Source organism: Nostoc sp. CALU 546, from assembly GCF_048836525.1.
The window spans coordinates 1-20,753 of record NZ_JAWJTF010000033.1; the positions used below are offsets into that span (position 1 = coordinate 1).

Here is a 20,753-nt window from a genome sequence, read left to right on the forward strand (position 1 = left end):
GGCATCAGATGACAAGACAGCGCGGTTGTGGACGCTCAACGGGCAACTGCTACAAGAATTCAAAGGGTATCAAGGCACAGTCTATAGTGTGAGTTTCAGCCCGGACGGCAAAACCATCGCCACGGTATCTGACAACACTATTAAACTCTGGGATCATCTAGATTTAGACTCTTTAATGAGGCGCAGTTGTGATTCGGTACGCGATTATTTAACCTATAACCCTTTAAAAAATAATCCTGATGTCAGCGAGAATGACAGGCACTTGTGCGACGGTATTGGCACGCAAAAATGAAATCAATTCGCAATGACGCTCGTTCCTCTCTACGAGACGCTGCGCGTAGCTTGCTTCCCTGTAAGGGTACGCTACCGCAACGCTTTCGCAATTCGCAATTAAATTTTTAACGTGCGCCTCTGTTGGAAACTGATATTAACTTAAAGCCAAGTCGTCTGGTGTATTACAGTTAAACAGCATTTCGGGTTCTGCTAAGGGCAAAACTTCTACCGGATATTGCCGAAGCCACTGTTGAAACGATCGCCCACCTTGGTTGATAAACTCTAGGAGTTGTGGCAAACAGCGACGGCGATAGAAACCACACAGAGGTTCCCAGCCTTTAGGATGATCGGCTAAAGCTGCGACCTTATCATCCCCCACGCTATCAAGTCTAGTTACCCAATCTTGCAACACCTCAACCCGCAACCTGGGCAAATCGCAAGCTAGCAACAGCACCCAATCTGTTTGCACTTCGGCTAGCCCTTGGGCAAACCCAACTAAAGGCCCGTGGGCTAGAGATTCTCCAGATAAAGGTACTTCTCGGATAAATTGGCAGCTAGGCAAAAGCAAATCTTGATAGCGTTCTGGCCAGGGAGTGACTACATAAATAACATCAGCACAGCTTTGAGCAATGCTACAAACTCGCTGCAACAAAGGTATCCCTTGAATGGGAATCAAGGCTTTATCTTGACCCATCCGAGAACTCTTACCGCCTGCTAATACAATGGCGGTTAATTTGCGACATGAGTTAATAGTCATTCGTCAAAAAAATAGAGAGTAGAAATATATCTTGCATTTATGCAATCGCTCGCCAACGATTCAAATCGCTGGCTAATAGCTAAAGTGCATTGAAACTGACATCTTGCATCAATCCCAACGACCGCCTCAGAATGAATTCTAAGGCTAATAGCGAAAGTCTTCTAAAGAAGACTAACAAAGAGTTACAGTCCACTTGAATTGAAATGGACTGAAATTCTTGTTTAGTCCTCTTTTAGAGGACTTAAGCTATTAGCCAGGGGTTTATAACCCCTGGCGGTTGAGGATCTCAATGAGAATATTGAGAGTATTTAATCCCTTTAATCCCTTCTTGAGAGCGATTTCACGCCCTCACCTGACTTTTCTCCACTTGCTGCAATAAATGCTCTACACTTTCTGCTGGTGCAAGGCACTTCAAACCTTGGCAAACTAACCCAACGCTTCCCTCTGGTAAATCAGATGTGATGGCAAACGCAGCCACCGGCAAATACTTGGGGATCAAAGCGTTGATTTGCTCGGTTGTACTGCGAATCAAGGTAGAATTACGATACCAATCCAAAGCTGTAAACAAGCTGGGACAAGCTTGAGGAGCGCGATGCATTACACTCTTAAAAGCTTTCAAACCAAGTTCCGCTAAATCTAAATAATCTAGATTATCAGTGAGTAGGGCGAGACGGACAAGATTAGCGATCGCAATTCCATTAGCTGATGGTGTCGCATTATCCGCGTAACTGCGCTCTCTGACAATTAAATATTGACTAGAATCGCTTGACGTGTTATAATAACCACCTAACTCTACGCTCCAAAGAAATTCGTTAAATTCATCTTGGATAGCGATCGCATTTTCTAACCATTGCTTCTGCTCAGGGTTGGAAGCTTGTAAATCCAAAAGAGCTTTAATAAACAAAGCGTAATCTTCAGACTGAGCTAAAACGGTCGCTTCTCCTTGATAGTTAAGTCTCTGGAAACGCCCATCTACAAACTGATTTTCCAAGATAAAATTCGCCGCTCGTGCTGCTAATTCTAGATATAACGGTTGTCGGAACACTCCAGCAGCCCTAGCCAGCCCAGAAATCATCAAGCTATTCCAGGCGACAATCATTTTTGTATCTGTCACTGAGGGAATGCGACCTGGCCAGTTAGTGGTTTTTGCTTCCTGGTTGTTACGAGCTGGGGGAAAGGTTTCTAGAGACTCAGAACTAACGCCATAACGAGCTGTAAACAGCTTGCTCAGTGCCGTTTCCAGCGTTGCACTCAGTTGACCTGCATGGCGTCTTTGTAAAACATTACGTCCTTCAAAGTTGCCGTTAGGGGTCACGGTAAACTGCTGTTGTAATTCCGTTAATTCTTCAGGCGTTAACAGTTGTTCTAAATCACTGTAACTCCAGACATAAAAAGTTCCTTCTTCTGGTTCTACCGCCGTGGGATCAGTGAAGCTGTCGGCATCTTGAGCAGCATAGAAGTAACCTTCAGGCGCGGTCATTTCCCGCTTCAGCCATTGTACAGTACCAGCAACCGCCCTCTCAAACGCTGGCTCTTGTACTCCCGTACTCCACAAAGAAGCTATATACTCGACAATCTGTCCATTGTCGTAGAGCATCTTTTCAAAGTGGGGAACTGTCCAAGTCGGGTCAACAGTATAGCGATGAAAACCACCGGCCACATGGTCATAAATGCCTCCCAGCGCTAAGTCTAGTCCCCGTTGGGTACAAACTTGCTTGCCATCATAGCGAGATTCAAAATTAAATCGAGTTCCCCGCAGTGCTAATTCTGTATAGGGAATCATCGGAAAACTATTACCGGATTGACTAGGGGCAATTACACCCGTACTAGTTTCCCAACCTTGGCGGAGTAATTCATGGTCTTCAACCTCGGTTGTTGTACCATCTTGCAACACCGCAGACGTGAGCAGAGACTCAATAATTAGGGCTTTGCGTTGTTGTAAGTCCGCTTTTTCTGTATCGTAATAACGGCGAAGGGCTTGCAACACCTGTAAAAATCCTGGACGACCATAGCGCGGGTCTACAGGAAAATAAGTACCAGCGTAAAACGGTACTAAATCTTCTGGGGAAAGAAAAATATTTAAAGGCCAACCCCCTTGACCGCTCATCATCTGCAAAGCTTGCATATAGATGCTATCGAGGTCAGGTCTTTCTTCCCTGTCTACTTTGATGGGAAGATAATTGGTATTCATGTAGTTAGCGATCGCAATATCAGAAAAAGCCTCGCCTTCCATAACAGTACACCAGTGGCAACTAGAGTAGCCAATGGAGAGAAAAATCGGTTTATTTTGCGCCCTTGCAGTTGCAAGCGCTTCGTCACACCAAGGCCACCAATCAATGGGGTTTTCGGCGTGTTTGCGGAGATAGAGGCTCTTAGCTTCAGCAAGGCGATTAGTCATGTTCAAATGCAAGTAGTTGCCTTCTTTGCTCAGTCTACCCTGTTCCCAGGAGTGTTAGCCGAGACGGCTCTCTACATAAGCAAGAAACCCTACGCGCAAATTACCTCTTGGGTAGGAAGTAATAGTTCATGTCTTTGATATCGCCTAAGTAAGTTGGTGTAAAAAAATTCCGGGTTTGTAGTCAGCGCTTTAGCGCTAAAGCGCTGATTACAAGGAAATCATCTTCATATAGTTGTTGATGTAGTTGGATTGATTTGCACCGACTTACTTACAACTGTGCAACTTATGAAACATTTTTACTGAAAAGTTCGCAATAGCAAGCTAACAATATTTGGTGGCGTTTCTCGCACAGGTGATGCTGTTTTTGTCTGAATTAAAGTATTTGGGCTAAGTCCTGCTATCAAATGGAGCAAGAAGGTGATGATGGCGGCTTGTACAAGTTTTTCCAGCATGGCACGTCTCTCTCTTAGTGGATAGCATTTCAAGTAGGACTGGTTATTCTAAATACACCTCGTACTATCGATTTACCGAATCTAACAAAAATAACTTGATAATTGCTGAGGGAAATTATAAAAAAATGTTTAAAATGTTACTCGATATTTAATATAATTCCCTAAGCAAGTCGGATTTCGGTTATCGGTCTAATCACACACATCGCCAAGGTTGTGCAGCAAAGGCCGAAACATGAGATGGCGAGAGTTGGAGTTTTTTAATCAGTTCTTCCCTAAAGCGGGATATTCTCTTAGACAGCTTTTAACACTAAAAAGTGCCCTTAAAGGTTGAATCTATTGCAAAATGTGCTTTTGCTCCCTTGTTTGATAAAGCAGAATGGGAAAGATTTGCTTCTATCTAGCTGAGAACAGTAGAGATAAACCCCAGTTTTGTGCTGTCACCGATAAAATGTATTTAAAGTAGCCACAAACACGCTTCCATGATTCCTATCGTTATTGAACAATCGGGTCGAGGTGAACGCGCCTTTGACATCTACTCACGGCTGTTACGTGAGCGCATCATCTTTTTGGGACAACAGGTTGACAACAACATTGCTAACTTGATTGTTGCCCAACTGCTGTATTTGGATGCTGAAGACCCGGAGAAAGACATTTATATGTACATCAATTCTCCCGGTGGTTCGGTGACGGCTGGTATGGGCATTTTTGACACTATGAAACACATTCGCCCTGATGTCTGTACAATTTGTACCGGATTGGCGGCGAGTATGGGCGCTTTCCTCCTCAGTGCAGGTGCTAAGGGTAAACGAATGAGTCTACCCCATTCTCGGATTATGATTCATCAACCTTTAGGGGGTGCTCAAGGACAGGCGACTGATATTGAAATTCAGGCGCGGGAAATTTTGTACCACAAGAAGCGGCTAAACGACTATTTAGCTGAACATACAGGTCAACCAATTGAGCGAATTGCTGAAGATACTGAACGTGACTTTTTTATGTCGCCAGAAGAAGCCAGGGAATATGGCTTAATTGACCAAGTGATTGACCGTCACGCCGCTGGTAGCCGTCCAGCCGTTGCTGCTGTTAATTAATAATCACGATTAAATGGTGATTTACCACTTTTAATTCCCTTAAACCCCAAAAATAACCCCTCTTTATTTATGAAGAGGGGTTATTTTTGAAATGGGTAGTCTACTCAAGTACTTAATACCGATTTGAACAAATGACAAATGACCAATGACAAATGACAAATCAAAATCCCGCTATTGGGTCTGGCTCAGATTGAAGGAATTTGAGGAATCCGTGCAATTCTTCTTCAGTTAGCAAAGTTCGCCCCCGCTTACCGTAAGTTTTAATCAGATGCTCTCGTCCCTGTTCTGGTGTCCAGCCTAAACGCTGAAGTTCAACATCTGTTTTAGCAATTACATCCGATAAATCCACGGGTTCAGCTTTCTTCTTTCTCTTTCCTGTTCCTGAAGGGGTAGGGACATCCTCTTGAGGGCTGTAACTCCGGGGTGTAAATGGTGTGACATTATTAGCAGAAATTGCTGGAAAGGTTTGATTTTCCACCTGGTTATCAAAGGTTATTTCCAATTTTTCAACTGGAGGATCAAATTCTAGCTCCCGATTGGGAGTAACAGGAAAGTTTTGATTTAAATCCTGGCTATAGGTATCGCTTGTTAGGGGTGCAGTATTGCTGTACTCGTACTGTTCGTTACTGCTTGTTACTACTTCTGGTTTAATGTTCCGTCCTTTGGAAGGCGGTATAGATATTTCTTTGTCGCTAACCGGTGGCCACTGACTACTAACAAAATCTCCATCTTTTGCAGGAGAATAGGCAGCAGACTCATTCAATCCACCTTTGGGGTTCAAGGGAGGGTTTTGTTGTACCGGGGAAATTGGATTTGAGGTAAATGCCACTGATTCTGGTGACGCATTTGTAATACCCAAAACTATCAGCGCCCTAGTTCTGGCTTGGTCTTCTGCTGCTTCTACTGTTTCTGCCGCTGCCATACCCGTAGCACGGGTTACGCCTTCAATTTGTACGCTTGCCCTGACAATATATTTTCCTTGAAAAATCTGTACTAATTCAGAAATCAAACTGCCCTTGGGATACAAGCTCTGGAATTGAGCCAACATAATACTGCTACCAATCTAAATCTGTTGGGGACTGGGGACTGGGAATTTGGGAATTGGGGACTAGGGATTGGGGATTGGGAAAGAATTATTTTAATCCTAATCCCTAATACCTCATCCCTAATCACCAATCCCTAATCCCCAGTCCCTTTTAAAGTAATATTTTTGCTTTGCCTTGTGTCCCAATTGTAGCAGTAGCTCTTTTTTGACGAAAATTTTGGCTAGTGCTAACTTACCTGGGTAGTCTTGCCTGCAATGCTATACTGATGACCCAACTCATTATCTAGAACTATTTTCTGGAAGTGCGCTCTAAATCTACAATAATGAAGATAAGGTTCGCCCTCACTGCTTATTAAGCTGCTCACCTAATTGTTACCGATTCTACATGTGGGACAATTGGGTTCACCAGCAGTTCCTCCTAGTTAAAAATCAGAGTCTAATGGCGTAAAATTACCTTCACTCTAGACAATCAAACACCTGTAGTTTCCACGCCACTTGACGGCAGTTGCTCCATTTGGGGAGACCCCAAGACCGCACTGCCTCCTCCACTTGGGGAGACCCCAAGACCCTTCGGGTTCGGCAAGTCCCCCAGACGCTCGTTCCGATGCTCGTTCCTCGCTATCGCTAGCGCTAACGACGGAAACCGCCAAAACGGGGGCTGCCTCACCGCAGTGGCTCCCCTGTATAGCGCTTTTGGGTAGTATGGATTCTCTAAACCCAGCTTCTCAAAAACCCGTCGCGTAATTACCTAGCGGGGCTAAATTTGAATCAGGCGTGCAATCTTAAGTTTGGTTAGGTGAAGGGACTTAAACGCAGGCGAATTCTGAGAGCATCGTGCAGTGAGAAGTTCGTAGACGCCCAGAGTTGTCCGTGGGTCGGCTTCCTTTGCTCGGAACTGCGGGAGTAGTTTCCCACTCTTGCTGGGTCGGGCTTCCTTCCCTTGGAACTTAGGAAGCCTTGCCTCTGGGCAATTCGTTTCCAACTTGTTTCTGTAAGCCGTGAGGGTATACAGAAAGGAACTAGATTAAACAAAAAATGATGTTTTGACCAAAGGTCGGTTCACTGCATGGAATTTTCAATCGCTACACTCCTTGCCAATTTCACCGATGATAAATTGGTAGCTCGGAAGGTTTTAGAAAAGAAACTTGGCTGTGAAGATGAAAAAAGCTTACACAAACTTCACATTGCCTTAGATGTTCTTGAAAAAATCGGTATTTTAGTGAAGGAACGGGGCAAGTACCGCCGTATATCAGAAGACGGAATCATTGAGGCAAAACTCCGTTGTTCTAGTAAAGGCTTTTGCTTTGCTATTCAAGATGTGGAAGGAGCTGAGGATATTTACATCCGCGAAAGTCATCTGAGTAATGCTTGGAATGGCGATCGCGTTTTGGTGAGAGTTCTCAAGGAAGGCAGTCGCCGTCGCTCTCCCGAAGGGGAGGTGAAGCTGATTCTCGAACGTTCTAATCACACTTTACTGGCACGAATTAAGCAGGTGGAAACTGGTTTCCGAGCTGTGCCTTTAGATGATCGATTGCTGTTTGAACTCAAGATTCAACCTAATGAGGCAAAGCTGGAAGAAGCGATCGATCACCTGGTTCATGTGGAAGTTTTGCGTTATCCGTTGGCACAATATCCTCCCCTTGGTCGAGTGGTGCAAATTCTCGGCAGCGATGCCGAAGCTGCTGCTGATATAGATTTAGTTACGTGCAAACACGACCTTTCCCGGACTTTTCCAGATAATGTCCTCGAAGCAGCTACCAGGTTACCCAAAAAGCTGCTCAAAGCAGACCTAAAAAATCGGCTAGATTTGCGTAATTTGTTTACTCTCACCATTGAAGGGGTAAATGGCGATACCAAAGTTATAGAAAACGCTTTTAGTTTAGAAAAAAACTTGGCCGGAAATTGGCTGTTGGGCGTTCATATCACTGATGTTTCCCACTATGTCCAACCTGACGAAGCCCTAGATCGAGAAGCTCTCAAACGGGGTAAATCAGTGTATCTGGGAGAATTAGTGCTGCCAATTTTGCCTCCACTGGTGGCAGAACGCTGTTCTTTAGTACCTGGGAGCGATCGCTTAACCATCTCTTTTTTAATTACCATTGATCCCCAATCGGGAGAAGTGCTGGAGTGGGAAATTCAACCCAGTGTGATCAACGTAGAGACTGCACTGACTACAGAACAAGCTCAAGCAATTCTCACAGGTGAAGCTCAAGATAAATCATCACAGGTTTCCCAAATCCTGCAAGACCTCCAAGCCTTGCAAACAGCCGTCAAACAGGTACGGTTGAATCGTGGTAGCCTCCAGTTGAATCTGCCGCCTAGCCAAAACGCCTATTATGATGAGGGGATTTTAGGCGCTGTGGTGGTGAATGATTTACCAGTGCGATCGCTACTCACGGAGTTAGTGCTGCTAGTTAACCAACTGTTCGCAACTCACTTAAATGCTCTTGGTGTTCCCGCTATCTGGCGAGTCCAAGGTACACCCGATGTTGAAGATGTTCAGGAAATGCTGAAATTGGCAGTCAATTTAGGCGTTGATCTCACATTAGATGCAGAAGTCGATATTCAACCCTTAGATTATCAACATTTGACTACAGCTTTTGCGGAATCTCCTTCTGAGCAAGTTCTTACTTACTTATTACAAGATACACTTAAGCCGTCTGCGTACAGTACCACCAAAGGATCTCACTTTGGTCTAGCACTACCGCAATATGTCCACTTTAGCGCTCCCTTACGGCGTTACCCAGATTTGCTGATGCAGAGAGTGTATTACACGCTACTCGAAAACGGACGCGATCGCCGCAATACCCGTGTCAGAGAGCGCGTTAACCTGCGTCACTCCTCCAGCCACGAGGAAATTAACTGGAACGTTTTACCCCCAGAATTGCAACAAGAACTGCAAAGCGATTTAACTAGGGTAATTGTCCAAATCAACGACCGAGAAAAAGAAGTCCAAGAAGCTGAAGCCGATTTAGCTGGACTGCAAAAAGCCCAACTGATGAAGCAGCGCATCGGCCAGGTATTTCAAGGCGTAATTACCGGGGTTCAATCCTACGGTTTCTTTGTAGAAATTGAAGTACCAGCCGCCGAGGTAGAATCCAGCAGTAATCCTGGTGTGCCTTTGCGGGTAGAAGGATTGGTACACGTCAGTTCTCTCAAAGATGATTGGTATGAATATCGCGCCAGACAACAGGCACTATTTGGGCGCAAAAATCGCGCTTCTTATCGATTAGGCGATCGCGTCGCTGTGCAAGTTAAGAGTGTCGATTACTACCGTCAGCAAATTGATTTGGTAACAGTCGGCAGTGATGGTGTAGCCAAAGGTTTAACTGGCAATGATTCTCGTGAGGAGCTTTCAGACCTCTACTTACCAAATGACATTGAGCCTGATGACCTAGATCCTTACTCTGAGGATGAGTAAAATCCACTAAAACTTACGTGTCAAATAACACCAAACCTTTAATTTTAGGCGTATCGGGCGCATCTGGTCTGATTTACGCTGTTCGCGCGATCAAATTTTTGCTAGAAGCGGAGTATAGCATTGAATTGGTTGCCTCTAAATCAACTTACATGGTTTGGCAGTCAGAACAGGAAATTCGGATGCCACCAGAGCCAACCGGGCAAGAACAATTTTGGCGAGAGCAAGCTGGAGTTGCACTTTCGGGTAAACTCCGCTGCCATCCTTGGAGTGATGTTGGAGCCGGAATTGCCAGTGGTTCCTTTGCCACTCTGGGGATGATGATCATTCCATGCAGCATGAGTACAGTGGCAAAGCTAGCAGTTGGCTTGAGTTCCGATTTACTAGAACGGGCAGCGGATGTCCAACTCAAAGAAGGGCGAAAGCTGGTCATTGTCCCGCGTGAAACGCCTTTTAGCCTCATCCACCTGCGTAACTTAACCTCTTTAGCAGAAGTTGGAGTTAGAGTTGTTCCCGCTATTCCCGCCTGGTATCACAATCCCCAAACCATCGAAGATTTAGTTGATTTTGTAGTTGCCCGTGCTTTAGATCAACTAGATATTGACTGCATCCCAATTCAGCGGTGGGAAGGTCGTCGCTAACGCCCTCAGTGGACTCATCGGAAATTTCACAATAGTCCTAAAAGGGTAATGATAGAGATGGCTGATAGTGTCAGTAGTCGGTGAACGGTAATTAGTGAAGAGTAATCAGACTGATAACTGACAACTGACCACTGACCACTGACAACTAACCACTGACAACCGACAAAATTACTATGGCTGTAATTCGCTTAATTCTATTGGTGGCAGTACTGGGAGGACTAACACTGTTGTTAGTCCAAAATTTCTCACCTGCCCTATCGCTAGTATTTTTGGGGGTGAAAACTCAACCATTACCACTAGCGATATGGATTTTTTTCAGTACTGCCACTGGTGCTTTCACATCTGTATTGATTGCTACCTTGTTTAAATTATCCAGTTATTTTGTAGGAGGACAACGCCAAACTCCTAACAGAGCAACTGCAACTTCAACGCGTGCAAAGGCAACTCGGAGAGAAGAACCGACATCTCGTCCTGCCAGTCCTCCACCACCAGCTAGTAAAAAAGAAGAGGCTAGCAGTGATGTATTTGATGATTGGGAGACAAATGGTAGAGATGATGATTGGAACTTTGATGAAAAGTCAGAGGAAGCGCCTACCCCCAATTCTCAAGCTCAACAGCCTAGAGATTCTAAAACTTACGAACGTCAATCAGAAGCCAAAAGCAGTTCTCAGTCTGGTTCAGTTTATTCTTACAGCTACCGTGAGCCAAAAAATACAGCTGCGGGAAAAAGTGAATCTGTTTATGATGCTGATTACCGAGTAATCATCCCCCCTTATCAGCCGCCGACTAGCAATCAAGCGAATCAAGCCGATGATGATGATTGGGAATTTTTTGAGGATGATGATGATTTTGAGGATGATGATAAACGCCCCCGTCGGTGAGATGTAGTAGGCTACGTCTCTACTTATTAATGCCACACTGCTCTCTAGACTCCTGCTTGACCTTACCAGTCATGGCAGCTTCCTGCAAAGTCATGAAAGCATTAAAATCTTCTAAGTCATATCGGGTAGTCAACAGTTGTCGTAGTTGATCTTCAGCTTCCACTGTCAAATAGCCAGTAGCTAAAGCTCTTTGTACAACGTCACGAATTCGAGTCATGGTTGACACCTCATTCATACTATATTTATTCATTCAGGCTTATTGGGGTGAAATATGCAGTAGTTTTTGCGTCGAAACTTCAACTTTGCAAGGTTTTTTTTAGCGATCGCAGCAAATAAGTCATCATTTACACCTTTACAAAAAACATTTAATGGAGTGGGGCTTGTTATAACTGAACTTTTAGAATAACGACCCTGTGCTGTTAGAAACACAGTATTGTGTATACTTAAAATTACCTATCAGGGTAAAAATCCTGATTATTTAAATAGACAGATATTGTTTGGATAAAGTTTCAAACAAGCTATATTAATTTTTTCGTTAAGCATAGCGATCGCTATGCAGCAATTACCAAGTTACTTCAGCGAATTTACTACATTCCTGACAAATTCGTAATTTATTACTTGTAGTAATTTCACAGAAGAATCTTTAATTTATTATCTAAGTTACTTTAAATACATTATCAATAATAGATTTGTAGGGGTTTAGCATTGCTAAACCCCTACCCTGACGTTGTGGGCATAGCAATAAGAGTGCAATCAGGTCTAAGGGTAGCGATCATAAAAATAATAGCGTGGGGTAGCATTACCAACCTGACAAGCGATCGCTCGTCTATCGTCAATAAATATAGGGGTTTAGCATTGCTAAACCCCTACGCCGTAATCCCTAGTAGGTCATGATATTACGGGATTACAATGTAATAATACCAACGATGTGACCATCACCAGAAATTCACTTTTATCAAGATAAGTCCTCAAAATAACAGTGTTTTATAATCCACAAATTCACCATCGCCGTTCTATTCGATTAAAAGATTATGATTACACCCAAGAAGGTGCATATTTCATTACCATTTGTACAAAAAACAGACAATGTATCTTTGGTGATATCAAACAAGGAGAAATGAAATTAAATTTGCTAGGGACGATTGCTTGTAACTGCTGGCAAGAAATTCCTCAACATTTTCCACACATACAATTAGATATATTTGTGATTATGCCCAATCATATTCATGGAATATTATGGATTCATAACACAATTACCAGCGAGAATGAGCTAAGGAAGTATGGCAAAATGGTATCTGGTTCAATTCCTTGTGTGATTAGGTCTTATAAAAGTGCCGTTACCAAAAAGATTAATCAAATTTGCAATCTAAAAGGTATATCTTCAGTATGGCAAAGAAATTTTTATGAACATATTAATAGCAATGAAGAATCTTTAGAATCAATTAGAAAATATATTATTAATAATCCTTTAGGATGGGAAAATGATCGTGAAAATCCTGGTGATATTTCCCAGCAGCACGGTTTGCTATTAGATGTACCTTTTTAGTCGTAGATGTGTTGGCGTGTAGGGGTTTAGCATTGCTAAACCCCTACGTTTTGGTTGGGATGGGTGCGTCGCCTTTGTGACTACCCATAGCGCGATCGCTCTTTTGTATATCTGGTTGCGAGATAGATGCAAAACTCCGTATTTTTAAATCTTAGATTGAGTCATTGAGTTTATAATTTTAAACTGTGACTCAGAACTAATAATTGGAGCGAAGCAACTGGTGAGCAGCTTATTACAAGGAGTCAACCTGTACTTAATTGGTATTATGGGCGTTGGTAAGACGACAGTAGGGCACTTACTAGCCAAGGAATTGGGTTATGGGTTTGTAGATACGGATGATGTTATTGCCCAAGCAACAGGTAAATCTATCAATCAGTTATTTGCCCAAGAAGGTGAAGCGGGATTTCGTCAGTTAGAAAGCGATGTACTTTCACAAGTCTGTGCTTTTACAAAGTTGACTATAGCAACTGGTGGGGGCATTGTACTGCGGCGAGAAAATTGGGGTTACTTGCACCACGGGTTGATAGTGTGGCTAGATGCGCCAGTGGAGATAATTTACAACCGTTTAGCTGAGGATACCACAAGACCACTACTGCAAGATGCCGATCCTAAAGCTAAGTTGCGATCGCTCCTCGAACAACGAACACCACTATACTCTCAAGCCGATTTGCACATCACCGAGCGAGAGGGGGATACACCTGAAGACATTGCCAAGCGAGTACTTGAGGGAATTCCCAACATTCTCAAAACACAAGTTTCACATTAGGCGTAAGTTACCAAATTTTGCCCATACGCAGGATAAATCCTGGTAATTCTGGATTGCCACTAACTACTTCGGGATTATCCAAAATTTCAACTTCTCGATTCGGACGGTAAATATAGACTTTTCGATTCTGCCGATCGATTAACCAGCCTAGTAACGCACCGTTATCGATGTACTCCTGCATTTTGTCTTGTAATTTTATTAGGCGATCGCTAGAGGAGCGTAACTCAATCACAAAGCTGGGACAAATTGGTGCAAATGAGGCTTTTTGTGCATCTGTTAAAGCATTCCAGCGCTCCAGTTCAATCCAAGAAGCATCAGGGGAACGCATTGCTCCATTGGGTAGTGTAAAACCTGCACTGGAGTCAAAGCCTATGCCAGTGCCATCTTGTTCAGTCCAATTCCCCAGCTGTGCAGCAATGTTAAAGTTACGGTTGCCCGTATCTGAAAAAGCTGGTGGCATAACGATAACTTCACCATTAGCAGTGCGCTCGATTCGTAAATCTCCATTGGCTTGGCAGAATTCATAGAACTGCTCATTTGTCATCTGCACCAGCGAAGGGAAATTTACCGTTAGGGGTGTGCTTTCAGTTTGAATTAGCAGCGTGGTCATTTTCATTCCCTAGCTTCAGCCGAATAATTCCAATTTTAGAGGTTTGAAGGAGCGATCGCTTGCTTGTTATGTCGGGTAATCTGGCAACAGTGATTTATTTGGTATCAGTTATTCCGAACACTACCATCAGGCATAATGTTGTACTGAAATATTGCTCCTTAAGCAGTTTATTTATAATGTTGGGTTCCGCTAACGCTGCACCTAATCTTGTATCTTAAAAATAAGTTTTTGTAAGTGATACTTATACAAAAAGCTTATTTTGCTCTTGGCAGCCACAAGACATTGTTACAGGTTACAAAGTCTTCTACACTTACTGAAATAGGTTTTAACTCTCAACGGCGGCTCCTCATGACGGACAACGATTCTGAATACATCAGGCAAGCTGAAGCCACTCGTGTACGTGTACTAAGCGAAGCACTACCTTATATTCAACAATTTGCCGGTCGCACTGTTGTTGTCAAATATGGTGGTGCAGCTATGAAAGATAGCGCACTCAAAGACAAAGTTATCCGCGACATTGTATTCTTATCCTGCGTGGGCTTGCGTCCGATTGTAGTACACGGTGGTGGCCCAGAAATTAACAGTTGGTTAGATAAGCTGGGCATCGAACCACAATTTAAGAATGGTTTGCGAGTCACTGATGCTGCCACAATGGATGTGGTGGAAATGGTTTTAGTTGGTCGAGTTAATAAAGAAATTGTCGCGCTGATTAACCAAGCTGGTGGATTGGCTGTAGGACTTTGCGGTAAAGACGGTAATCTATTTACAGCCCGTCCTCAAGGTCAAGAAGGCATCGGCTTTGTGGGGGAAGTTAGCAATGTCAACATCAAGATTTTGGACACCCTCGCTAGCAATGGCTATATTCCGGTAGTTTCCAGCGTCGCCGCAGACGAAACAGGGCAAGCTTATAACATTAACGCTGATACTGTAGCTGGAGAAATCGCTGCTGCACTGGGAGCAGAAAAGTTAATTTTACTGACCGATACCAGTGGAATTTTAAAAGATTACAAAGATCAATCTACTTTGATTCCGAAAGTAGATATCCGCGAAGCCCGCGAGTTGATTGCTAATGGCATAGTCAGCGGTGGGATGATTCCTAAAGTGAGTTGTTGTGTGCGATCGCTTGCTCAAGGAGTCCGTGCAGCACACATCATTGATGGCCGCATTCCCCACGCCCTATTACTGGAAATCTTTACTGATGTTGGGATTGGGACAATGATTCTCGGTTCGCAGTTTACCTCATAGGAGTGAGGAGTGAGGAGTTCTCCTACTGCTCCTCCACTTCCCTAGCGGGGATAGGTAATAATAACCCGCGATCGCCCGCCACTAAATGGTGTACGACGCCATGAATTATTGATAATCACCGGATTAACTATGGTTGAGTCTCGAATTGACGGATTAACCAGAGTTGGATTAATCAGGGTGGAATTTCTCACATTTTGCCTGAATTGAGGATAGGAATAATCGCGGAAATGATTGCGTTGTGGGATTAATCCTGTTGCTGGGTCTACAGGCATAGGTGTAGGAATCGGACTACCATAAATAAAGGAACCGACAGATGGCGATGTCTGACGACAAGCAGCTCCGCAGCTATGCCTAACTCCATAGCCACCATCAATCACGATCACACGCTGGGCGGAAGCTGGAGCAATGGTTACACCCATCACTGCTAAAGTCATACCTGCTAGGAGCCAATTCAGTTGTGAATGCTTGATTTTCAACATATTTTGCTCACCTGCATAAGATACCGGAATTTTTAATCAGAAAATAGTCACAGCTACTTAGTTAAAATTTTAGAAGTTTATCCACTTTCAGATTGCCAGCTTTTGAAAAGATTCCAAAAAGATTGCTGATATTGGCAAAATGAAAACAGTGCTGATTTTTATATAAGACGTGAGTGCAGAAAGTTTAGAAATTGCTAAAACCCACTACCAGACTGGAAAAATTGCCTTTGAAAATGGGCAATACCGCGAAGCTGTAGAAAATTTAGAAAAGGCCAGCGCCCTTTTAGCTCGTAATTCTCGGCTTGGGGGTGAAGTAGAAATTTATCTGGTGACAGCTTATGAAGCAGCTGGACGCACCGATGATGCGATCGCTCTTTGCGAAAGACTCAAACGCCATCCCTATTTTGAAACCAGCAAACAAGCGCGACGGATGCTTTACATTTTAAAAGCACCAAAGCTGAAAAGACCTAGCGAATGGATGACCGAAATCCCTGATTTGGCCGCACTACCCGATAATGAACTCAAAATTTCTGTAGCTGCTAAATCCACTAAATCTTCTGTTCAGCAAAAACCTAAACCTACGGAGCCAGAATTCGTTGATCTCAGTCAGGTCAATACCAGAGATAATCGCTTTATCTGGGTGGCGCTAATTGCCATTGGTTTAACCATCTCGTGTTTGCTTTGGTTGAATTTTTCAGGAACCCCTAGCTAATATCAATTTTGGATTTTGGATTTGAGATTTTAGATTCTTTTGGTTTATATCTCACTCACAAGGGATAAGGCATAAAGCAAAATCCAAAATTTAAAATCTTTGGGCTTCATCCGTTTATCGGTAGGGTCAATCCAAAATCCAAAATTTAAAATCCAAAATCTGTTGACTTTTGGGGAGATTTATAATTATGAATTTTTCAATTTTCGGAAAGATTTTTTTGTGGTTTATCAGACCATTTAGTTTGGTATTGAGAAATATAAAACTAAATGGTCGAAATCGAATGAACCGTGTCTTTCCCATGCGAAGCCCTATTCTGTGGCTAGTATTGTTAACATCCCTGCTACTTTCTGGCTGTGTAAAGTACGATGTGGGGGTTAATTTTGACAATTCAAATAGTGGTGAACTAGTACAGCATATTAAGTTGGGAGAACGATTAACTAGTTTTAGTGGTGATTCTGTATACGAATGGTTAAACAGCATAGAACGCCGCGCCCGTCAACTAGAAGGTAAAACGCAGCGAGTTTCCCAAGAAGAAATTATTGTCACCATTCCTTTTAGCAGTGGTACGGAATTGCAAGAAAAGTTCAACGAATTTTTTAACTCCCATGCAAATCAACCCTCTGAGCCTGTCCAGAGCGAATCTGACTCAGAACTGCCGAAAATTGAATCAAACGTCCTCTTAGAGGAGAACAATTTTTTGCTTTTAGTCAGAAATCGGTTGATTTATGATTTGGATTTGCGATCGCTATCTCTAATTGCCAGCAAAGGTAACGTCTTGACTAATGCTGGTTCAATTCTGGATTTGGAATTTAGCTTGAAGACTCCTTGGGGAGCCAAAAACATTCAACTAACTGAAACTGCCATAGAACCAGAAAAAAATGGCAATCAACTAGTGTGGAAACTCCAACCTGGTGAGCTAAACCACATAGAGGCTGTTTTCTGGCTTCCTAGTCCTCTTGGTATTGGTGCGTTGTTAATTGTCTTGTTTGTCTGGGGAGGATTGTACTTGAGATACAATTTCATGCCAGATCCCAGAATTCAGTTTCCTCCCAAAGCAGCAGCGATCCAGGAACAGTAGACTATATCATCTGTTGAATTTTGTTAGCGAAGCCGATGCATTCTCCATCGGCTTTTTTAATTCACATTCAGACTGTTGTTCGCTACCATACCAACGTTCAGCAAGTGAATTGAGTTGATGAAGCACATCAATTAATTCCTGTCCGCGTTCTGTAAGACCGTAAGTTACTTGGGGTGGGATAGTTGGTTCATACTGGCGATAAATAATTTCTGCTGCCTCAAGCATCCTCAGTCTTTCTGTCAGCATTTTGGTTGAGATACCCTCTACTTGTCGCTTCAATGCACCAAAGCGAGTAGGCCCACTATTACCCAACACCCAGAGTATATACATTGTCCAGGGCCCTGATAATAAAGTCATCAAAATACTTATTGGGCAAGCATCAGGATTTTTAGAAGCAGACATCGATAAATTAGCCAAAATTATCCGGTAGTTACTTTATAGTAACTACTTTACTTTAGTAACTAGTTACTTTTAGTATCTAATGTAATGCTTTGAAATAAAGACTCAAAAAAAGTAAAAGCAGTAAATCCTAGCTAATCAGGAGATATTTGGTGGTAAACATTCTACATATTGATTCCAGCCCCCGTGCTGAACGATCGCACTCAAGAGAACTATCTAAGGAATTTGTCAGTGCTTGGAAAGCCAAGCATCCTAAAGATGCGATCGTCTATCGAGATTTAGGGCATTACCCAGTTCCTCACGTTGATGAAGCTTGGATTGCGGCGGCATTTTCCCCACCAGAAACCCATACCCCAGAATTAACTGAGGCAATTAGGATTTCTGACGAACTGGTTGATGAGTTTTTGGCAGCAGATCGCTACGTCTTTGGAGTGCCAATGTACAACTTCAATATACCTTCCACTTTTAAGGCTTATATCGACCAAATCGTTCGCATTAACCGGACTGTTGCCCTAGATGCTCAAGGTTTTAAAGGGTTAGTCCAGGGTAAAAAGGCAGTTATCATCACAGCTCGCGGCGGTGACTTTAGCCCGACATCTCCTGCTTCTGCATACGACTTCCAAGAACCCTACCTGCGGACGATTTTCGGTTTTATTGGGATTACAGACATTCAATTTATTAACGCTAACAGTTTGAATGAGGGTGATGCCCGTACCCAATCTCTATCAGAAGCACGGGCAGCAATTCAAGATGCGATCGCCCAGTGGTAATGTGATGTGGGGCATTGGGCATTGGGCATTGGGCATGGTGCATGAGTTATTCATTCTTCCCCTCTCTCTGCCTCCCCTGCCTCCCCTGCTCCCCCTACTCCCTACTCCCTACTCCCCACTCCCTCATCCCCTCAAGGAGACAATCGCTCAATATTCCAAGTGCCATTATCTAAACGCCTGTAGAGTAAGCGATCGTGCAGACGGCTAGGGCGTCCTTGCCAAAACTCAATTTCTGTGGGGATCACTCGTAAGCCTCCCCAATGAGGTGGTCGGGGGATTTCCTCATTTTCATATTTGCTATTAAACTCTTGCAAGCGCCGCTCTAAGACTTCTCGGCTTTCTATCACCTCGCTTTGATTAGATACCCACGCACCCAAGCGACTCTTAGCAGGGCGACTTTCAAAATACTGGTCAGACTCGGTTTCGGAAACTTTCTCCACATACCCCACAATTCTGACTTGACGTTCCAGTTCTGCCCACCAGAAGACTAAAGCCGCCTGGGGATTTTCTGCCAGTTCTTGTCCTTTATGACTGTTGTAGTTGGTGAAGAAGGCAAAGCCCCGTTCATCAAAATCCTTAAGTAAAACCATTCTGGCAGAGGGCTTACCATCTGGTGTGGCAGTGGCAATGGTCATGGCATTGGGTTCCGGGAGTTGTGCTGCGATTGCCTGATCGAACCATTTTTTAAATTGGATAAAAGGATTGAGGTCTACTTCGAGTTCGCTCAAACCTTCCAAGGTGTAGTCCTTACGAAGATCAGCTACGGTTTTGTCCATTGTGATTTGTTTCCTTACTATCAGATACGCTTATATATATCTTTGTTAAAAATATCTATCATGATGATCAGTACCATCATGAATTTTACAGAATATCTAAAATAGGTTGCATCAGATGCGCCGTTCGGCCTCCCTTCAACGCCTGTTAATTTATGGTCTGAGTGGCCCAATTATCGCTCTTAATGTGTGGCTGCTATCTGTGCTTTTTCGCTATTTTCAGCATCCCATTACTGTCTTAAGCATTGCGACGATTCTGGCTTTTCTCCTAAATTACCCGGTTAAGTTCTTTGAACGTGCCCGGATCACTCGCACTCAGGCGGTGATCATAGTTTTACTTGCAACATTAACCCTGTTTGGGATTCTGGGCGTTACCCTAGTGCCGTTGATCATTGACCAAACAATCCAACTGTTAAATAAGATCCCTGATTGGTTAACCGCCAGTCAAGCAAATTTAGAGCAATTTGAGATGGTGGCAAAGCAACGACGCTTGCCAATTGATCTGAGAGTTATAAGCAGCCAAATCAATGCCAACATTCAGAATTTGGTACAACAGCTAGCTTCTGGTGCAGTGGGATTTGCTGGGACATTGCTTTCAGGATTACTTGACATAGTGTTAGTAATTGTGCTTGCCTTTTATATGCTTTTATATGGCGATCGCGTCTGGTATGGTCTGATCAATCTTTTGCCCTCTAATATTGGAGATCCCCTCACTACATCCTTGCGCCTAAATTTCCAGAACTTCTTCCTCAGCCAGTTGTTGCTAGGTCTATTCATGGTGGTAACTCTAACACCAATTTTCTTAGTGATGAAGGTACCCTTTGCCCTGTTGTTTGCCATATTAATCGGTATCTCAGAACTCATTCCCTTTATCGGGGCATTTCTCGGCATTGGTCTGGTGACGATTTTAGTACTGTTGCAAAATTGGTGGTTAGCAGTTGAAGTGGCTGTGGCAGCAATTCTCATGCAGCAGGTTAAAGATAACCTGTTAGCTCCCAGGTTACTCGGCAACTTTATTGGACTGAATCCCATTTGGATTTTTGTGGCTATTTTGATGGGATTTGAGATTGCTGGATTGTTGGGGACGCTTGTTGCTGTTCCCATTGCTGGTACTATTAAAGGCACTTTTGATGCGATCAAGAGCGGTAAGTCGGGTGACTTTGTATCAACTGTCACTATTCCCCATGACTCGCCTCCAGATTAATGTCAAAAGTTGCACATTCTGATCTCACAATTCACAATAGTGATTGATTACAAATTTCAGAAGATACTGACTGCCAGCAGGCAATTCTGATTAAAAGAAGTGCAAGCAAATGTTTGAAGAAGAAGTCAGAATTCAGGAGTCAGAATGAAGACGCTCTCTACGAGACGCTACGCGAACGCGGACTCGCTAACGCTGCGCTATCCACCAGTCGCACA

21 protein-coding genes are annotated in these 20,753 nt (G+C 43.4%); 12 read left to right on the top strand and 9 right to left on the bottom strand.

The features are described 5' to 3' along the window. The coding region (locus RRG12_RS17800) for a WD40 repeat domain-containing protein (RefSeq protein WP_420760198.1) at positions 1 to 292 on the top strand (292 nt) is incomplete at its 5' end. Positions 293 to 427: 135 nt separating this feature from the next. Here the strand turns inward: RRG12_RS17800 and RRG12_RS17805 are convergent. The 3 genes from RRG12_RS17805 to RRG12_RS17815 all read right to left on the bottom strand — a co-directional run bounded on the left by RRG12_RS17805 (position 428) and on the right by RRG12_RS17815 (position 3,880). Continuing rightward, positions 428 to 1,030, bottom strand: a complete 603-nt coding sequence (locus RRG12_RS17805; RefSeq protein WP_420760199.1) for a molybdenum cofactor guanylyltransferase — start codon at positions 1,028 to 1,030, stop codon at positions 428 to 430. Positions 1,031 to 1,370: 340 nt separating this feature from the next. Further along, the gene (locus tag RRG12_RS17810) at positions 1,371 to 3,428 is read right to left on the bottom strand and encodes a thioredoxin domain-containing protein (protein WP_420760200.1); all 2,058 of its coding nucleotides are present in this window, start codon (positions 3,426 to 3,428) and stop codon (positions 1,371 to 1,373) included. Between the two features lie 296 nt (positions 3,429 to 3,724). Then, positions 3,725 to 3,880 (bottom strand): hypothetical protein, encoded by a 156-nt coding sequence (locus RRG12_RS17815; RefSeq protein ID WP_420760201.1) that lies wholly within the window; start codon positions 3,878 to 3,880, stop codon positions 3,725 to 3,727. 479 nt (positions 3,881 to 4,359) lie between these two features. Between RRG12_RS17815 and clpP the strand changes: the two genes are divergently transcribed. Further along, on the top strand, positions 4,360 to 4,971 hold the full coding sequence (clpP, locus tag RRG12_RS17820; protein WP_114084336.1) for an ATP-dependent Clp endopeptidase proteolytic subunit ClpP: 612 nt from the start codon (positions 4,360 to 4,362) through the stop codon (positions 4,969 to 4,971). Between the two features lie 160 nt (positions 4,972 to 5,131). Here the strand turns inward: clpP and RRG12_RS17825 are convergent, their stop codons facing one another. After that, positions 5,132 to 6,019, bottom strand: coding sequence for a hypothetical protein (locus tag RRG12_RS17825; RefSeq protein ID WP_420760202.1), 888 nt, complete (start codon positions 6,017 to 6,019; stop codon positions 5,132 to 5,134). 1,063 nt (positions 6,020 to 7,082) lie between these two features. Here RRG12_RS17825 and RRG12_RS17830 point away from each other — a divergent pair. The 3 genes from RRG12_RS17830 to RRG12_RS17840 all read left to right on the top strand — a co-directional run bounded on the left by RRG12_RS17830 (position 7,083) and on the right by RRG12_RS17840 (position 10,956). Then, positions 7,083 to 9,437 carry a ribonuclease R family protein gene (locus RRG12_RS17830; protein ID WP_420760203.1) on the top strand — a complete coding sequence of 785 codons (2,355 nt, stop codon included), beginning with the start codon at positions 7,083 to 7,085 and terminating at the stop codon, positions 9,435 to 9,437. A gap of 17 nt (positions 9,438 to 9,454) precedes the next feature. Further along, complete coding sequence (locus RRG12_RS17835) at positions 9,455 to 10,075, top strand: flavin prenyltransferase UbiX (RefSeq protein WP_069068586.1); 621 nt, start codon at positions 9,455 to 9,457, stop codon at positions 10,073 to 10,075. A 173-nt stretch (positions 10,076 to 10,248) separates the two neighbouring features. Further along, positions 10,249 to 10,956: a hypothetical protein gene (locus tag RRG12_RS17840; RefSeq protein WP_069068585.1), complete on the top strand. Its 708-nt coding sequence runs from the start codon at positions 10,249 to 10,251 to the stop codon at positions 10,954 to 10,956. A gap of 19 nt (positions 10,957 to 10,975) precedes the next feature. Here the strand turns inward: RRG12_RS17840 and RRG12_RS17845 are convergent, their stop codons facing one another. Further along, positions 10,976 to 11,173: a hypothetical protein gene (locus tag RRG12_RS17845; protein WP_069068584.1), complete on the bottom strand. Its 198-nt coding sequence runs from the start codon at positions 11,171 to 11,173 to the stop codon at positions 10,976 to 10,978. Positions 11,174 to 11,935: 762 nt separating this feature from the next. Between RRG12_RS17845 and RRG12_RS17850 the strand changes: the two genes are divergently transcribed. Both RRG12_RS17850 and RRG12_RS17855 read left to right on the top strand, forming a co-directional pair. Next, positions 11,936 to 12,502, top strand: coding sequence for a transposase (locus RRG12_RS17850; protein WP_420760204.1), 567 nt, complete (start codon positions 11,936 to 11,938; stop codon positions 12,500 to 12,502). A gap of 220 nt (positions 12,503 to 12,722) precedes the next feature. Then, on the top strand, positions 12,723 to 13,268 hold the full coding sequence (locus tag RRG12_RS17855; protein ID WP_420760205.1) for a shikimate kinase: 546 nt from the start codon (positions 12,723 to 12,725) through the stop codon (positions 13,266 to 13,268). 7 nt (positions 13,269 to 13,275) lie between these two features. On the opposite strand, the gene RRG12_RS17860 is transcribed toward RRG12_RS17855, so the two are convergent. Further along, a complete protein-coding gene (locus tag RRG12_RS17860) occupies positions 13,276 to 13,878 on the bottom strand; it encodes a Uma2 family endonuclease (RefSeq protein ID WP_420760206.1) in 603 nt (200 codons plus the stop codon). 348 nt (positions 13,879 to 14,226) lie between these two features. Between RRG12_RS17860 and argB the strand changes: the two genes are divergently transcribed. Continuing rightward, positions 14,227 to 15,123 (top strand): acetylglutamate kinase, encoded by an 897-nt coding sequence (gene argB, locus RRG12_RS17865; RefSeq protein ID WP_069068581.1) that lies wholly within the window; start codon positions 14,227 to 14,229, stop codon positions 15,121 to 15,123. A 41-nt stretch (positions 15,124 to 15,164) separates the two neighbouring features. Here argB and RRG12_RS17870 read toward each other — a convergent pair whose 3' ends face one another. Beyond that, positions 15,165 to 15,602 carry a hypothetical protein gene (locus RRG12_RS17870; RefSeq protein ID WP_420760207.1) on the bottom strand — a complete coding sequence of 146 codons (438 nt, stop codon included), beginning with the start codon at positions 15,600 to 15,602 and terminating at the stop codon, positions 15,165 to 15,167. A gap of 169 nt (positions 15,603 to 15,771) precedes the next feature. Between RRG12_RS17870 and RRG12_RS17875 the strand changes: the two genes are divergently transcribed. Beyond that, the gene (locus RRG12_RS17875) at positions 15,772 to 16,314 is read left to right on the top strand and encodes a tetratricopeptide repeat protein (protein ID WP_069068579.1); all 543 of its coding nucleotides are present in this window, start codon (positions 15,772 to 15,774) and stop codon (positions 16,312 to 16,314) included. Positions 16,315 to 16,501: 187 nt separating this feature from the next. Then, positions 16,502 to 17,392 (top strand): DUF3153 domain-containing protein, encoded by an 891-nt coding sequence (locus RRG12_RS17880; RefSeq protein WP_420760208.1) that lies wholly within the window; start codon positions 16,502 to 16,504, stop codon positions 17,390 to 17,392. 6 nt (positions 17,393 to 17,398) lie between these two features. Here RRG12_RS17880 and RRG12_RS17885 read toward each other — a convergent pair whose 3' ends face one another. Continuing rightward, positions 17,399 to 17,794: a winged helix-turn-helix transcriptional regulator gene (locus RRG12_RS17885; protein WP_420760209.1), complete on the bottom strand. Its 396-nt coding sequence runs from the start codon at positions 17,792 to 17,794 to the stop codon at positions 17,399 to 17,401. Positions 17,795 to 17,943: 149 nt separating this feature from the next. On the opposite strand from RRG12_RS17885, the gene RRG12_RS17890 reads away from it, so the two are divergent. Continuing rightward, positions 17,944 to 18,561 (top strand): FMN-dependent NADH-azoreductase, encoded by a 618-nt coding sequence (locus RRG12_RS17890; RefSeq protein WP_420760210.1) that lies wholly within the window; start codon positions 17,944 to 17,946, stop codon positions 18,559 to 18,561. 131 nt (positions 18,562 to 18,692) lie between these two features. Here RRG12_RS17890 and pdxH read toward each other — a convergent pair whose 3' ends face one another. Continuing rightward, positions 18,693 to 19,337: a pyridoxamine 5'-phosphate oxidase gene (gene pdxH, locus RRG12_RS17895; protein ID WP_420760211.1), complete on the bottom strand. Its 645-nt coding sequence runs from the start codon at positions 19,335 to 19,337 to the stop codon at positions 18,693 to 18,695. Positions 19,338 to 19,452: 115 nt separating this feature from the next. Here pdxH and RRG12_RS17900 point away from each other — a divergent pair, with 115 nt between their 5' ends. After that, the gene (locus RRG12_RS17900) at positions 19,453 to 20,538 is read left to right on the top strand and encodes an AI-2E family transporter (protein WP_069068575.1); all 1,086 of its coding nucleotides are present in this window, start codon (positions 19,453 to 19,455) and stop codon (positions 20,536 to 20,538) included. The last annotated feature ends 215 nt before the right edge of the window (positions 20,539 to 20,753 follow it).

Excerpts from the sequence above, each read along its gene's own strand:
- RRG12_RS17845 (WP_069068584.1), bottom strand. The coding sequence starts at position 11,173 with ATGACTCGAATTCGTGACGTTGTACAAAGAGCTTTAGCTACTGGCTAT.
- RRG12_RS17810 (WP_420760200.1), bottom strand. The coding sequence starts at position 3,428 with ATGACTAATCGCCTTGCTGAAGCTAAGAGCCTCTATCTCCGCAAACAC.
- RRG12_RS17825 (WP_420760202.1), bottom strand. The coding sequence starts at position 6,019 with ATGTTGGCTCAATTCCAGAGCTTGTATCCCAAGGGCAGTTTGATTTCT.
- clpP (WP_114084336.1), top strand. The coding sequence starts at position 4,360 with ATGATTCCTATCGTTATTGAACAATCGGGTCGAGGTGAACGCGCCTTT.
- pdxH (WP_420760211.1), bottom strand. The coding sequence starts at position 19,337 with ATGGACAAAACCGTAGCTGATCTTCGTAAGGACTACACCTTGGAAGGT.
- RRG12_RS17805 (WP_420760199.1), bottom strand. The coding sequence starts at position 1,030 with ATGACTATTAACTCATGTCGCAAATTAACCGCCATTGTATTAGCAGGC.
- RRG12_RS17870 (WP_420760207.1), bottom strand. The coding sequence starts at position 15,602 with ATGTTGAAAATCAAGCATTCACAACTGAATTGGCTCCTAGCAGGTATG.
- RRG12_RS17815 (WP_420760201.1), bottom strand. The coding sequence starts at position 3,880 with ATGCTGGAAAAACTTGTACAAGCCGCCATCATCACCTTCTTGCTCCAT.
- RRG12_RS17830 (WP_420760203.1), top strand. The coding sequence starts at position 7,083 with ATGGAATTTTCAATCGCTACACTCCTTGCCAATTTCACCGATGATAAA.
- RRG12_RS17885 (WP_420760209.1), bottom strand. The coding sequence starts at position 17,794 with ATGTCTGCTTCTAAAAATCCTGATGCTTGCCCAATAAGTATTTTGATG.
- argB (WP_069068581.1), top strand. The coding sequence starts at position 14,227 with ATGACGGACAACGATTCTGAATACATCAGGCAAGCTGAAGCCACTCGT.
- RRG12_RS17880 (WP_420760208.1), top strand. The coding sequence starts at position 16,502 with ATGAATTTTTCAATTTTCGGAAAGATTTTTTTGTGGTTTATCAGACCA.
- RRG12_RS17900 (WP_069068575.1), top strand. The coding sequence starts at position 19,453 with ATGCGCCGTTCGGCCTCCCTTCAACGCCTGTTAATTTATGGTCTGAGT.
- RRG12_RS17840 (WP_069068585.1), top strand. The coding sequence starts at position 10,249 with ATGGCTGTAATTCGCTTAATTCTATTGGTGGCAGTACTGGGAGGACTA.
- RRG12_RS17860 (WP_420760206.1), bottom strand. The coding sequence starts at position 13,878 with ATGACCACGCTGCTAATTCAAACTGAAAGCACACCCCTAACGGTAAAT.